The following is a 14,695-nucleotide window of genomic DNA, read 5'->3' on the forward strand; positions in this document are numbered from 1 at the left end:
AGCAAATGACCAAACGCACAATCCTTTTCTTTTTCTTCCTTATCTCGTGGTTGAATCTCACTACCTACGGCCAGAAAACCCAGGTAGACGCTTTGGTAAAGAATTACTACGCAAAAAAACACTTCAACGGATCGGTTCTCATTGCTCGAAACGGGAAGATTGACTACCTGGCTTATCTTGGGCTTGCCAACCGATCCGATAGTATCAAGTATTCCGCTAAATCTAAGTTTCATATTTTTTCGGTCACCAAAACCTTCACCGCTGTCCTAATCATGCAGTTGTATGAAGCAGGTAAAATCCATCTCGATTCTTCAATTGCTACCTACTATCCCGACTATAAAGGAGAAGTAGCCCGGAAAGCTACGATTCGAAATTTATTGACCTATAGTAGTGGCCGAGCCAATGAAGATATGCAATCAATAGCCGAAGCTTACAACACAACCGTATGGCCTTTGGATAGCTTCATCACCCGCTATTGTTCAGACCGCTTAGTAACTACCCCTGGCACCATGTTTCGCTACAATAACGGCGACTTTATTCTACTAGGTAAAATCATTGAGCACCTCTATGGAGAGCCTTACCCAGATATCTTACGCAAAAAGATTCTGATTCCCCTGAAAATGCATAATACCAATTACTTACGGCATGAGGACATCATTGCTCATCTGGATCAGGCTTACTTTCATCACGATACTATCCCTCTCACATTTTACCGGCCTACTAACTATTACATCGACAATTACTTTTCAGCAGGAGCTATGTATTCCACCCCTACCGACTTGCTTTTATTTGATCAAGCTTTGTTTACTTATAAGCTCTTGAAAAAGGAAACGGTGCAATTGATGCTTACTTCTTACCCACATCTGGGCGATGTAGCGTTAGGTTTCTGGGTTTATCCTAAGAAGATTGGACACAAGAAATACCGAGTGGCTGAACGACAGGGCTACGGGTATGGCCATCATTCAAACTGGGTGCACTTGCCCGATGAACAACTAACGCTTATTCTTTTTAGTAACACCAACACTGTTGATCTGAACCAAATGCGTTGGGAAGTACTCGCTACTTACTTGAAAGATGAGACTAAGTAGAGTAATAAATTTTTGGCCGATGTTAGCAAGCCTCTTTTGGTTGGGAAAAGTTATTGGCTGAGACTCCCTACTACTTCGCATCCTACCGGCCAGAGGCCTAGAGCTAGGTAGTCACTCGGCCAGAGCCGAGCGACTGCGGGAGTTCCCCAGTAGAGACGCGACTTTATCGCGTCTGGGTAAGAGGCGGTTTTACCCTTACGCCGTGGTTGGTGTCTCACCAACCACTCTTTGCGTACAAGTGGCTGATGAGACACCAGCCATGGCGGGGTGAGGCAGAGGCGATAAAGTCGTCTACCCTTTCAAAACTAAAATTTCGGGTTAAACGGCTTTTACTACACACAAATTTTCTTACAGTCGCTCGGGTAGATCCGAGTGACTGTAAGAAAATGGCAGGGACAAATTCATAGTCTTCAACCCAACCGATGCCAGCTTTTTTGCTGGCATCATTCGTCTCATGCCCAATTATTTAACCCCACCCCTCGCAGTCGCTCAGTTCTAGCCGAATAACGCTGTAGTCTGGTAGGCCTCTGTCCGATGTTAGCAAGCCTGTTTTGGTTGGAAAAAGTTGTTGGCTGATCTTCTACTATTTCGCATCCTACCGGCCACAGTCCTAGAGCTAAGTAGTCACTCGGCCAGAGCCGAGCGACTGCGAGAGAAAATAAGACATTAGGAACCTATCGGGAAGGAATAATAAACTGGACTGAAGATATAGAGGGATACTATTTAAATACCGATCAGAACCTCCCTGAGAACGTTAACTGGCAAGTGTTTGCAAGTATACTCGCGGCTGCGGCTATTTATGAATAGGTGATTACTCCAATTTGTACTAAATAGTACCCTAGACTTTTAGGGCTTAAGCCAACAAGTCCAGCATACTTGAGTCCTAACATTATGCTTCAGCTTACGCAAGGCTTTGGTTTACGACCCTGTTCCGCATCGGTAATGATCTCCGCAATCCGGCTTTGCCGGGTTTCTTTGCGTTTAGCCATCACCAGCCACAGTAAAATCGCCCGTTTATTTGATTTGCTTAAGCTTTCCAGAAAACGCTGGGCAAGGGGATGATTCTCCAGAGCAGCGGTTAAATCCGATGGAAAAATCCCCGCCTCAACCTCATCCAGCATCGTCCAGGAACCGTCCTTTTGAGCGGCCTCTATGCAGGCTAGCCCGGCTGGAGTCATTAACCCCTGCTCCGTCAGCCGTTTAATATTTTCCTTATTTACCTTTGACCAGCCACTTTTGGGTTTTCTCCGACAAAAAAACTGAATGAACGTTTCCGCATCCACCGATTTCCGCTGACTGTCAATCCAGCCAAAACACAGGGCTTCTTCTACGGCATCGCTCCAGCTCACCGTGGGCATGCCAGACTTCTTTTTATAGCACACCATCCATACCGACTGTTGACTGGCGTGGTGTTGCCTTAACCATTCCCGCCACTGCTCCCGACTTCGCGGGTAAAAGGTTTCCACTTCTTTCATACGTAACTCAAACTGATTTGATCCCTCAGCACCAAAGAAAACGATTGCCCGTGACAGCCGTATGTCAGTAGTACTTAAGAGTTTAGAAATTAGTTACCCACACCACTTTGGATTCGATAGAGCTAGCTCATCCCTTTGCTGAGATGTAAGATGAAATAACTACTTAACTAAAAGATTATCAGACGTCTATCAACCATGGCAGATCGCTTATTAATTAAAGCAGCAATATTACCAAGAGCTTCCCGAACATTAAATTTTGTTTAACAATGGTCTGTCAAATTTCGTAAATTGATAACTCAAAATTTTTACCATTTGAAAACAAATAGGCTCTCTTTGCGGCGGAATTAGAGCTATGTGTATTCGTATTACCTCAGGTTATTCGTGCCTGACTAGTGAATTTGAGTTATCAGGAATGGTTTGGGAAGTAGATCAATGCTACCCAGCTCCCGTGCCCATGTACCCTATTTCTTCAGCCAGCCATGCGGCGTCGAAGCCTTTCCTTGCCCGTTTCGGTTTCGATCTTATTTCCTCTTTCCTTATCGTAATCGATTACCACTTTTTGCAGGAGTTTTCCGGCAGCACTTTTCAACCCCAGAAAGACAAGTCCTTAAGCGATTAGCTTTATCTAAAAACCAATGCTCCCCTTATTTTTTTAAACTTCCCGATGGAAAAAATGTATGTAAAAACTCCCCTGATTACAGTGCTGAGCTGTATGATGGGATTAGGTAGTCTGGCGGCAGCACCCCAACTGGATCATGCCCCGACTCACCTTCGTTTAGTAAAAGATCGTCTGGAGAGAAGCATTTTCCAGGCCCGCATTACTGGACGCGTCACCGATCAGGAAACGGGTGAGGCTCTTGCCGGTGCTACGGTAGCCATTAAAGGAACGACAACGGGGGTAACGACAGGCACTGATGGCCGCTATACCCTCCAAATTCCCGATGGTGATGTGATCCTGGTCGTTTCTTATGTGGGTTATTCTAACCTTGAAGTAGCCGTAAAATCACAAACCAGTCTGGATATTGCCCTGACCCCTTCCTCCAAACAACTGACCGAAATGGTAGTGGTGGGTTATGGGGCTCAGCAGAAGAAAGAAGTGCTGGGAGCGGTAGCAACCATTCCTACCAAGGAAATCAGCAGCCGGAATTACAACAATGCTTCCGAAGTATTACAAGGCACCGTAGCAGGGGTAACGGTAGTAAACGAAGGGGGTGACCCGACGGCTTCTCCTACCATCAAGATTCGTGGCATTGGCTCGTTGAATGATGAAAGTCCTTTGCTGGTAGTGGATGGTGTTATTTTTCCAGGCACATTCAGCTCCATTAACCCTAACGATATTCAATCGGTTAGTGTCCTGAAAGATGCCTCAGCCGCTATTTACGGAGCACGGGCTTCGGCAGGGGTTATTCTGGTTACCACAAAAAAAGGAACGAGCGGACAGGTAAAGGTTAACCTGAATTACCAGCAGGGTTTTCAGCAGGTAGCCCGAAAACTGAAACCGCTCAATGCCGCTGATTTTGCCGATGCCATGAACACGGCAACGGACAACGCTGGACTTTCCCGCATTCCCGCTTTTAACGCTACGATTAACCCGGATTCCCGCATTACCAAGACCAACTGGATGGATGAACTCTTCCAGTCAGGCAAAATCTATAACATCGATGCTTCGGTAAGCGGTGGTACTGAAAAATCAAATTTCTTCTTTTCGGGCGGTTACCGGAAAAACGAAGGGATTCTGATTAATACCTTTTCAAATCGCTACACGTTCCGTCTGAACTCTTCGCACCAGATTGCTAAGGGGGTAAAAATTGGAGAAAACCTTTCCTACACCGTTAACAACGGCCAAACGGGTAACACCACCAGTGCTTACACCGGAGCCATCGTAACCGCCATTTTGTATCCGCCCAATGCTACTGTTTATCGCCCTGATGGTTCGGGGCGTTTCGGTGGTGTTCCTGAGCAATACGCTGGCTCGTATGGCGATTTGGTAAACCCCGTGGCTTATCTGAAGCGTTTGGATAACCGTAATCCGGTAACGAACGTATTCATTAACCCCTATCTGGAATGGGAGATCATCAAAGGTCTGAATTTCAGAAGTAACTGGGGCATTACACAGATCAAAAACGATTACAAGCAATTCACTGTTCGCGTAACAGAACCCGGTAAAATCTTCGATTTCAATGAGTTATACCAAAGCAGTTATAGCTCAACCGATTTCCTGAATGAACAGACGCTGAATTTTAATCGCACCTTTGGCGGCAAGCACAACATTGATCTGCTCGTGGGTCATACCTATCAGTATACCAAAGCGGAAGATTTTGGTGTTAAGGGAACGGGTTTCGATAACGAAGACCCTTCGTTGCGTTACCTGAAAAATGCCAAGCTCATTCAGTACGACCGCTCCAATGTCTTTGAACGCGGGCTGGAGTCTTACGTCGGTCGGGCGAATTATAATTTCAATGAAAAATACCTCCTTTCGGCCATCATTCGCCGCGACGGTACGTCCAAGTTATTACAGGCCAGTCGCTGGGAATGGTATCCCTCGCTTTCGGCGGGATGGAACATTTCGGATGAATCTTTCCTGAAAAACACGAATTGGATCAGTAACCTGAAACTGCGGGCTAGCTGGGGTAGAATTGGTAACCTTGCCGGTCTGTCTGATTACGCCTATAGCTTACCCCTCGCCCAGTCCATGGCGTTGTTAGGTTCCTCGCCCGTTATCAATTATGGCTATGCCGAGCGGGCCTTATCGAATACTAATTTACGTTGGGAGACCTCTCAGCAAACCAACGTAGGTCTGGATTTTGGCTTCCTGCAAAACCGTCTGTTTGGTTCGATTGATGTGTTTACCAAGCGTAACCAAAACATGTTGTTTCAGGAGCAGTTACCCGGCGTGGCCGGAACACCCGATGGCCGCACCATCAACGCAGGTGAAACGGAAAACCGGGGTATTGAGCTTGGTCTGACGTATCAGCAAAGTCTCGGTGACTTCAAGTACGACCTGAGTGCCAACGTTTCTTTCCTGAAAAACGAAGTAACTGCCCTTCCCGCTGGTCAGGAATTATTAACGATTGGCTCACGCGTCCGGAATTTGCCTAACTCGAACTTCCACATGATTGGCCAGCCCTTCGGTGCTTTCTACGGTTATAAAACCGCCGGAATTTTCCAGTCGGACGAAGAAGCCGCCGCTTACGTCAATGCCAATCAGACTCGCATTCAGCCCAATGCCAAAGCGGGTGATTTCCGTTTCGTAGACACCAACGGCGATGGCGTTTTAAACGATAAGGATCGCGTAGTGCTGGGTAATGTATTACCAACGAAGACCTTCAGTCTGAACGGCAATGCTTCCTTCCGTGGCTTTGATCTGAACGTGTTCTTCCAGGGCTCTGCGGGGAATAAAGTGTTTAACTCTCTGCGAAACCTCGCGATGAATCCCGGTACTTATCCTGGTTATAACATGCTGGAAGACGTGAAAAATGCCTGGAGCCCAACCAATCCCGGTGGAACGATTCCTCGTCTGCGAGCGGGTTCTGATCCGAATGGTAACTTCAGCCGCATTTCTGATTTCTATCTGGAAGACGGAAGTTACCTGCGTCTCAAAAGTCTGACGCTGGGCTATACCGTTCCCGCTACTGTAACCAAGGCCGTCAAAGCTCGCCTCTACGTTACTGGACAAAACCTGTTTACAATCACCAAATACAGCGGCATGGACCCCGAGGTGGGCATCAGCAACTTTGGGCAGGATGTGGGCAAATACCCGCTGTCACGAGTGTACATGTTTGGGGTTAACCTTTCTTTCTAATCAATTCTCATGAAAAAATATATCCTTTTGCTCGCTCTCGGACTTACCGCCTGCGACAAAAATCTGGACATGACTCCACAGGGGGCTCCTACTACTGCTAACTTCTGGAAGACCCCCAGCGATGCTCTGGCTGGCGTGAACAGCATTTATGAATTATACAGCGACGACGATATGTACGGACGAGGTTTCTTCTGGCTCAATAATGCCAGCGACGACATCGGAACCAAACCCCGGGATAACGCCGAACGCATCAAGAATTTTCAGGTCACGGGTGACGAGTCGGATACTCGCAATATCTGGGCGAAACATTACATCGTAATGAAACGGGCCAACGACGTGATTCGTAACCTCCCTAAAATCACGATGGATGAAAAACTAAAGAACCGCTACCTGGGCGAAGCGTATTTCAACCACGCCGTTATGCACCTGGAACTGGCTTACCGCTATGGGGACAGCCGGGCGGGCATTCCGATTCAGGATCGGGATAATCCTGAAAACATTTATGTAACACGTCAAAAATCCGTTGCTGATAACTACGCGTACATCGCTGCTGATTTACTGAAAGCGGCGGAGTTATTACCTACCTTTTCGACTTACGCCACGGCTGACTACGGACGTGCTCACAAAACCGCAGCCTGGGCTTATCTGGCCCGTACGTATCTGTACGCTAAAGATTACGCCAACGCCGAAAAATACGCGGATCTGGTCATCGCCAGCGGTCAACATGCCTTACTGGATAACTTCGAAGACGTTTTCAAAACGGCCAACAACTGGTCGAAAGAATACATCTGGTCGGTTACGTCCAGTGCTACGGATACTCGGTTTGGCTGCATTTTCCCGGGCGTTTGTCTGGACGATAAAGGCTGGGGCTTATACAATGGCTGGGGTAACTTTTATCCAACCAAAGAATTGTATGACTCCTATCAAGCGGGTGATAAACGTCGCGAAGCAACGATCCTGAAAACAGGAGACAAGTTCATGTATTTCGGTCAGGAGCGTACTTACAATACGGATAAATTCGTGGTCAGTTCAAGTAACCGGACGGGTTATCAGTTTCGCAAATACATGGAACCTTATGGGTATCCCAATCCGATTGGGACCTATGTAAATCCAAACGGCGACAAACCATCTACTTCCCTTAACGTGCCTTTGCTGCGGTACGCGGACGTGATTCTGATGAAAGCGGAAGCCAAGTTAATGCAGAATAAAAATGCGGATACGGAATTAAACATGATCCGCAAGCGGGCAGGTTTAGAAAACCTGACGAATGCCACCATGAGCGATCTGAAACGCGAACGCCGCAATGAGCTGGCGGGCGAATGGACGGATCGTCACTTTGATCTCGTTCGTTGGGGGGATGCTCAGGCTACGTACGCTCAACCCCTTCATCACGCCGATGGTCGCGTTATCTATGCGGCCCGGATCTTCAATCCAGCCATTCATAACGTATGGCCTATTCCTCCAATGGAGATTCAGAAAAGTAAAAACACCTTAACCCAGAATCAGGGCTGGTAAGCTTTTTTCGTTCGTTGGTACAACCCGAAAGCCTTTCGTTTTCGGGTTGTTTTTTTTATGCTGAACCTGACCCTAGTTATTAATTCCAGTCTACGTTCAGCTAACCATGCCTCGAATTCAATTCCCTGTGTTAGTTTTAACCACGCAAATTGTACAAGTTCTCTGGTCTGGCCTCAAACCCATTCCGTCCCATTCCCAAGTCTAGTAATCCTGATGGAAGAACACCTGTCTCCTTCGAACGCCGAACGCGGTCAGAAAGCAACATTAACTGGCATTGCCGTAAACATTGGCCTGGTGCTTATTAAAGCGACCACTGGCTGGCTGGGAAATTCATACGCCCTGATCGCCGATGCTCTGGAATCGGCTACCGATATTATTACCTCCACCTTTATCTGGCTGGGGCTTCGCGTGGCGGCCCGCAAACCAGACGAAAATCACCCTTACGGCCACGGAAAAGCGGAGCCGCTGGCGGCCATGCTGGTTTCTTTTGCTTTGATTGCGGCAGCTATTCTCATTGCCGTACAAAGCATCCAGAATATTCAGACGCCTCACGAAACGCCTAAAGCCTTTACGCTGATTGTTCTGGCGGGCATTGTCCTCGTCAAGGAAGTGTTGTTCCGAAAAATGGCTCAGGTGGGTTCTGAAGTAGACAGCAGTGCCGTTAAAGCCGATGCCTGGCATCAACGCAGTGACGCCATTACTTCCCTAACGGCCTTCATCGGTATCAGTATTGCTTTGATTGGCGGGCCGGGGTATGAGTCTGCGGATGACTGGGCAGCCCTGCTTGCTTCGGGGGTTATAGTCTTTAACGCCTATCATATTTTCCGACCTTCATTTGGAGAAATTATGGATGAATCGCCTTCGGGAAACTGGCGGGCGGAAATCGAAGCCATTGCCTTGACAATTCCCGGTGTAGAGCGGATTGAAAAATGTTACGTTCGGAAAACCGGGTTTGAATACTTCGTGGATTTACACGTGGAAGTAGACGGTGACCTCAGTGTTCGGGAAGGACATGCCATCGCCCATCAGGTCAAAGAAGCCATTAAAAGTCAAAAACCTGCCGTCTATGACGTGTTGATTCACATCGAGCCGTCGAATTAGTACTATGTGATGATTACCATTATCTTATTTCAATAATTGTACAATAACAATATTTGATTATTTATAAATTCATTTTCCCACCTTCCCTATCTACGCTGCACTTTGACAGACATTTATGTAGCTGTCACTCGGGGCTTATAGCATTCAAAGTAGATAATTGACCGTTTAATTACTTTAAATATTCCTAATACTATCAGTTTATTTGTATTATTTTAATAAAACCAAAGGATCATTTAAAGAACTTTTCATAAATACCTTTTCTACGTTTAAGCGTTTAAACTTTTCTCAAAAATCCTTCGTTACTTTGCTAAACAATTAGGACTTTTCCCATTTGAAGACTATAAATTAGCATTGATATGAAACGTTATTCTGTTCTTTATTTACTCAAAGGTCAATACCAACACGTGACTTGCCAGACCTTACAGGAAGCTCAACGCGTGCTTGACCAATTGCAGTTAGACAGCAAAAGACAAGCCGTTGGTATTTATGACGGACATAACCAGTCCTTGAGTCTGGAAGCAGGTTATTCAGGCGAGTTAAGCAAGAAACAACTCGTGACCATCGCCGAAGCCGTTCGTCGCCGTGACTCTAGCTGGTATCCCACGGAACAAGTTATCCGCCTGAGCTACTTTGCTTAAGCCCATACCCTATTTAATCCACCATCAAGGTCAACGTAACACAAGTTCGTTGGCCTTTTTTTATTAGAAGCTTTTTCCATGCTTTAAATGGAGTTTCCCACAAATGATATTACCCACCCCTGATCTTAAACACGAATCATCGTTTTAGTAACGATAATGTATATACGCCATTTACGCTGTGAGGTGTTGCTTTAACGATACCCATCATATTGGCTTTCTGTTACGGGGATGGTCCATATGACGGTGTCCGTTTTCAGGTAAATTCTGGTATGACTGAATCGGCTGGCGGAAGTAGCTCCGTGCCAATGCATGACTTTGGGCTTTATACGAACGGTATCTCCCACCTGAACCAACTGAATGGGTTTATCTTTTTCCTGATAATAACCCGTTCCGGTGGTTCCAATTAATACCTCAGGTTCTGAATGAGCGTGCCAGTAATGACGGGCTTCGGGTTCAAAATGCACCTCCTGCAGTAAGGTATCGCCACGGCCCAAGCGAAGGGTCTGCACCCAGGCAAAGCCGGTAATGGTCTCCGATGGTACCTGCTTGGCTTCGATTGCCTGAGCATTGCTTTCCTTCGCAACCAGGCAATTTTCGTCGGGTTGACAAGCCATCAGAAAATGAATGAACGCCAGCGGTACGACCCCTTTTTTCATGGAAAACGGCAAGAAACTATTACTAAACGAACGTCAAAATTGATGCGATCGGCGGAAAACGGCAGGGGTCAGCCCAGTATTTTTCTTGAAAAACTGACTAAAATTAGGCTGATCTGCAAAGCCGATGCAGTAACCAATCTGTTGTAATGTCCAATCGGTTTGTAACAGCAGAGCCTTACTTTCTTCCAGCAACCGATTTTTGATGTGTGTACTAATATTTTGGCCCGTGTGCTTTTTCAATAAGGCATTTAGGTAATTTGGATGCAATTGTAACTCCTCGGCAAACTCCTTGGCCGTGCGTAACCGAACGGGATGATTGAGGTTAATCGTTGCGGCTTCCTCTTCCAGTAACTGGAAAAAATCGTGTACATGGCGGTAATCATCCGATACATTTCCCATCAGTGGTAACGAATCGCCTTTCATGCTTTCAATCATGATCAACTGCAAATAAGCCTGCAAGGTATCTTCCACTAAGGTTCCCTCGGTTTGAGCTTGTTCTGCCATCTCCCGAAACCAGTGGTCAATCGTAGCCACAGAAGATTCTGATAATCGTACCACTTTTCGTTCCGTGAAAAGCTTGTAACGATCCATTACGGTCTTTAACGTCGGATGAGCATCCACGTATCGCTTTTTGAAGAGGCAATAATAACCCGCTGAGCGGGCCGATGCAGAAGAGACGTTTTTCCAGGAAATAATTTCATTAGGATGAATAAATACCATCGTCGGCTCCTCAATGCAAAAGCGATGCATTCCCTGACTGAAAAGTCCCGTTCCCTGGGTAAAAAAAGTAATCTTGTAAAAATCCCGCCGATTGGGAGAGAGGTAATTCTTACAGTCGATTTCCTCCCGATTAACGACCCGAATATTCCAGTTTTCGAAGTAATTCCTCGCCACTGGAGTAATTGCCAGCAAGCGGGCATCCGGGTTTTCTACATCCACCAGTGTCACGCTGGGAATATCCTCCAGTTGTTCAATCCGTTTTTCCATCAGCTTCATAGCATTACTCCTTTTTTCAATAAAAAGAAAGGGCGTCGCGTAGAAACGCCCTTTCCAGAATGGCTTATAAAGTGGCCATGTCAATCACAAAACGATAGCGAACGTCGCCTTTCAGCATTCGCTCGTAAGACGTTTCAATATCCTTAATATCAATAAGTTCGATGTCGGAAGTGATGTTATGTTCCGCACAGAAATCGAGCATTTCCTGCGTTTCCTTAATCCCCCGATAGTCGATCCGGCAATACTTTTCCGTCCCGGTATGAGGCTAAAAGCCAGTAACGCCGATGGCGTTGGCGGTGCTCCGACGCAGATGTGCACGCCATCTACCTTGAGTAAAGCCAGGTATTGATTGTAATCGTGTTCGGCAGAAACCGTGTCCAGAATAAAATCGAAGGTCGCCCCAGCGGCCTCCATCTGAGCAGCGTCGCTCGTGACAATGAAATGATGAGCCCCCAGTTTGCGGGCGTCTGCTTCTTTCCGGGGCGAAGTACTTAATACCGTTACTTCCGCTCCAAGAGCTACGCCGAATTTTACCCCCATATGCCCTAAACCACCCAAACCCAGTACGGCCAGTTTGTGACCTTTACCAACTTTCCAGTGCTTCAGCGGAGAATACGTGGTAATTCCTGCACATAGTAAAGGGGCCGTAGCCGCCAGGTCTAATTGATCCGAGAGGTGTAATACGAAATCTTCGTTGACGACAATCGTGTTGGAATATCCACCATAAGTAGGGGTTCGGCCATCCTGTTCAAGGCTGTTGTAGGTCAACGTATTCCCGTTCGTACAATATTGTTCCAGACCTTGCTGACAGGAATCACATTGCCGACAGGAATCTACCATACAACCCGTTCCGGCAAGATCTCCTACTTTAAATTTAGTCACGTGTTCCCCTACTGCCACAACCTTGCCAACGATTTCGTGGCCGGGCACCATTGGAAAAATACCACCACCCCATTCGTCTCTGATTTGGTGAAGATCGGAGTGACAAACGCCACAATACGTAATATCAAACTGAACGTCGTGTGGGCCTAATTCTCGTCGTTCGAATGACCAGGGAGCCAGTGGCGTTTCACTGGTTTGAGCAGCATAACCTTTCGCGTCAATCATCAGTATTGTTTTTAGTGAGTAATGAAAAATAATTCAAAATAGAATTATTCACTCTACAAAAATCCTGCCGCTTTCGGGCTCTGTGTATAGTAAAATCAACGGATTTTATATGAAAATCAACTATCAAAGTGCTTTAACTCCGTTGAAACATATGTTCGAGTCTGGCCTTGTAAATCCGTCCAATGGGTATTTCCTCGTTATTAATCCGAATGTACATCGCACTGATGGCCTGAATATGATCCAAAGCAATGATGAACGATTTATGAATGCGAACGAAACGCTCGGGAGGCAATTTTTCTTCGAGGTAACTAATGCGTAAATACGAAACCAGCGTTCCTGAAAGGGTATGAATGCGAACGTAATCCTTCAGACTTTCAATCCATAAAATGTCATCCAGATACAGTTTTACCATTTCCTTATTTACCTTAAAATACTGATACGCCCGTTCTGTTTTTGCAGGTTCGAGCGTCTCCGCTGAGGATGATCCTACGGGCAGAAATCGGTAAATTTTTCCGACGGATTGTAGAAATCGTTCAAACGAAATGGGTTTTACCAGGAAATCCAATACATCAAACTCATAACTATCCAGAGCATATTCCCGATAAGCTGTGGTAAAGATGATTTTGGGTCGATACCCCAATGGTCTCAGAAATTCAAAACCCGTTAGCCGGGGCATATGAATATCCAGAAAAATAATATCAACCGGCGTGTGTTGCAATACCCCCAGAGCCTGCGTCGGACTGTTGGAAACGCCCACCAGTTCCAAATCAGGCAGACGACTGATGTAATCTTCCAGCAAATCCGTCGCCAGGGGTTCATCATCCAGTATGAAACAACGAATAGCCATTAGTATAAGTCAAATTTTAATACGGCCAGATACTGCCCTTCTTCCTGTAGGGTTACCAATTCATAAGTACCGGGAAACAATATTTCTAACCGCTGTTTTAAATTATTCAATCCCAATCCCGTTGTAGAAGTCTCATTCACTACCTCAGGAACTGAATTTTCAGCCGAAAACACCAGTCTATTCCCTCGCTGGGACACATGAAGCTGAATCCAGCAACCTTCCTCCGTTTGCGAGGCCCCGTGTTTGAAAGCGTTCTCGACAAAAGGTAAAAGTAATAGGGGCGGAATGTGCAGGTGCGTCCAGAGCTCGCATTCCTGAAAGTTCGTTTGCACATCCAGACGATCGCCGTAACGTATTTTTTCCAGCGAAATATAATCCGTCAGGTAGGCCAGCTCTCGGGTAATAGGCACAAGCGTTCGGTGGCTTTCGTGTAATTGATAACTCAGCAAACCCGCAAGTCGATGCAATAAGTAGGGCACTTGTCCGGGCTGATGCATCGATACTGAAATCAGGTTGTTAAGGGTATTAAACAGAAAATGCGGTTGCACCTGCGACTGTAACAATCGGTATTCAGCCGACACTTTTTCCCGGCGATACGTTTCATTCAGGCGTTGTTGCTGCAAGGCGTGCCGTACTAAATCAACGGCAATAAACAAACCTACCACCAGATGAAGTTGCATGGCCTCTGCCATGATTTTCGGAAAGTACCAAAGGGGTTTATGCAAGCCCATAGGGATAAATGCCGGGTAATAATATGTGTAGTTGATGAATCGGCGTAGGCTACCAAACACCAGAATCCCAGCAACCAGACTTACGTAAAAACCAAGCATTTTTCCTGACAGCAAAAAATGTCGGATGGTTACCAGCAAGTGCCAATAACCCGCCGCTAGCAACAAAGGAATATTCAGCAAAATGAAAAATAAACTCTGCCGAAAATTGTCAAGGTAAGCTCCGGTATTCAGCCATTCAAATAGAAAGTAGCTAAGCCAGAAAATTCCTTGTGCCCAGGCGACACGGTTTGTTTTATAACTGCTGAGAATCTTCATTTCCTATTTTTTCTGCCTCTAAATCTAAGTCACTTGGCCAGTTCCCTAAGAACTCTTTGGCGAAACAACAACTTCAGGAGCTACAACACAAAATCTCCTCGACCAACAACCCATTTTTTCGACCAACTGCGACGGCTTGTCGTAATAAGCTTCTGAACAACGTCAATCAATCGCCGGGTTGGGTCTATAGATGTGGCCTCACTCTTCTTTACTGACTTGTGGCACATCTATGCGAGCATTCATATTGCTTTAGTAGGGATTATCTGTCAATTATAATTTTTATTGATTAGAAAAATTTCATCTTTTTCATGTCACAACCGTAGTACTTGGATGAGAAATTACATACCTATAATAAATATTCTGATTTTCAGACACATATGTAATTATATTGTCATTAGTGACTAAAAATTAAAGTAAGTATCAA

11 protein-coding genes and 1 pseudogene are annotated in these 14,695 nt (G+C 46.0%); 6 read left to right on the forward strand and 6 right to left on the reverse strand.

Going from position 1 to position 14,695, the window contains the following annotated elements:
- Positions 1-5 precede the first annotated feature (5 nt).
- Complete coding sequence (locus QE390_RS21290) at positions 6-1,088, forward strand: serine hydrolase (RefSeq protein WP_307143746.1); 1,083 nt, start codon at positions 6-8, stop codon at positions 1,086-1,088.
- 896 nt (positions 1,089-1,984) lie between these two features.
- Here the strand turns inward: QE390_RS21290 and QE390_RS21295 are convergent.
- Positions 1,985-2,563: a YdeI family protein gene (locus tag QE390_RS21295; protein WP_307143747.1), complete on the reverse strand. Its 579-nt coding sequence runs from the start codon at positions 2,561-2,563 to the stop codon at positions 1,985-1,987.
- A gap of 352 nt (positions 2,564-2,915) precedes the next feature.
- On the opposite strand from QE390_RS21295, the gene QE390_RS21300 reads away from it, so the two are divergent.
- The 5 genes from QE390_RS21300 (at position 2,916) to QE390_RS21320 (ending at position 9,619) form a co-directional block, all read left to right on the forward strand.
- Positions 2,916-3,182 carry a hypothetical protein gene (locus QE390_RS21300; protein ID WP_307143748.1) on the forward strand — a complete coding sequence of 89 codons (267 nt, stop codon included), beginning with the start codon at positions 2,916-2,918 and terminating at the stop codon, positions 3,180-3,182.
- A gap of 45 nt (positions 3,183-3,227) precedes the next feature.
- Entirely contained in the window at positions 3,228-6,365 is a 3,138-nt protein-coding gene (locus QE390_RS21305; protein ID WP_307143749.1) for a TonB-dependent receptor, read from the forward strand.
- A 9-nt stretch (positions 6,366-6,374) separates the two neighbouring features.
- Positions 6,375-7,880, forward strand: coding sequence for a RagB/SusD family nutrient uptake outer membrane protein (locus tag QE390_RS21310; protein ID WP_307143750.1), 1,506 nt, complete (start codon positions 6,375-6,377; stop codon positions 7,878-7,880).
- 213 nt (positions 7,881-8,093) lie between these two features.
- Positions 8,094-8,981 (forward strand): cation diffusion facilitator family transporter, encoded by an 888-nt coding sequence (locus tag QE390_RS21315; protein WP_307143751.1) that lies wholly within the window; start codon positions 8,094-8,096, stop codon positions 8,979-8,981.
- Between the two features lie 356 nt (positions 8,982-9,337).
- On the forward strand, positions 9,338-9,619 hold the full coding sequence (locus QE390_RS21320) for a hypothetical protein (RefSeq protein WP_307143752.1): 282 nt from the start codon (positions 9,338-9,340) through the stop codon (positions 9,617-9,619).
- A 191-nt stretch (positions 9,620-9,810) separates the two neighbouring features.
- Here QE390_RS21320 and QE390_RS21325 read toward each other — a convergent pair whose 3' ends face one another.
- The 5 genes and pseudogenes from QE390_RS21325 to QE390_RS21345 all read right to left on the reverse strand — a co-directional run bounded on the left by QE390_RS21325 (position 9,811) and on the right by QE390_RS21345 (position 14,271).
- The gene (locus tag QE390_RS21325) at positions 9,811-10,275 is read right to left on the reverse strand and encodes a hypothetical protein (protein WP_307143753.1); all 465 of its coding nucleotides are present in this window, start codon (positions 10,273-10,275) and stop codon (positions 9,811-9,813) included.
- A 33-nt stretch (positions 10,276-10,308) separates the two neighbouring features.
- The gene (locus tag QE390_RS21330) at positions 10,309-11,262 is read right to left on the reverse strand and encodes an AraC family transcriptional regulator (RefSeq protein WP_307143754.1); all 954 of its coding nucleotides are present in this window, start codon (positions 11,260-11,262) and stop codon (positions 10,309-10,311) included.
- A 73-nt stretch (positions 11,263-11,335) separates the two neighbouring features.
- Positions 11,336-12,378, reverse strand: a pseudogene (locus tag QE390_RS21335) (NAD(P)-dependent alcohol dehydrogenase).
- Between the two features lie 133 nt (positions 12,379-12,511).
- Complete coding sequence (locus QE390_RS21340; RefSeq protein ID WP_307143755.1) at positions 12,512-13,225, reverse strand: LytTR family DNA-binding domain-containing protein; 714 nt, start codon at positions 13,223-13,225, stop codon at positions 12,512-12,514.
- Positions 13,225-14,271 carry a sensor histidine kinase gene (locus QE390_RS21345; protein WP_307143756.1) on the reverse strand — a complete coding sequence of 349 codons (1,047 nt, stop codon included), beginning with the start codon at positions 14,269-14,271 and terminating at the stop codon, positions 13,225-13,227. Before QE390_RS21345 ends, QE390_RS21340 begins: the two co-directional genes overlap by 1 nt.
- Positions 14,272-14,695: the final 424 nt, after the last annotated feature.

The organism is Siphonobacter sp. SORGH_AS_1065, assembly GCF_030818595.1.
Classification (GTDB): Bacteria; Bacteroidota; Bacteroidia; order Cytophagales; family Spirosomataceae; genus Siphonobacter.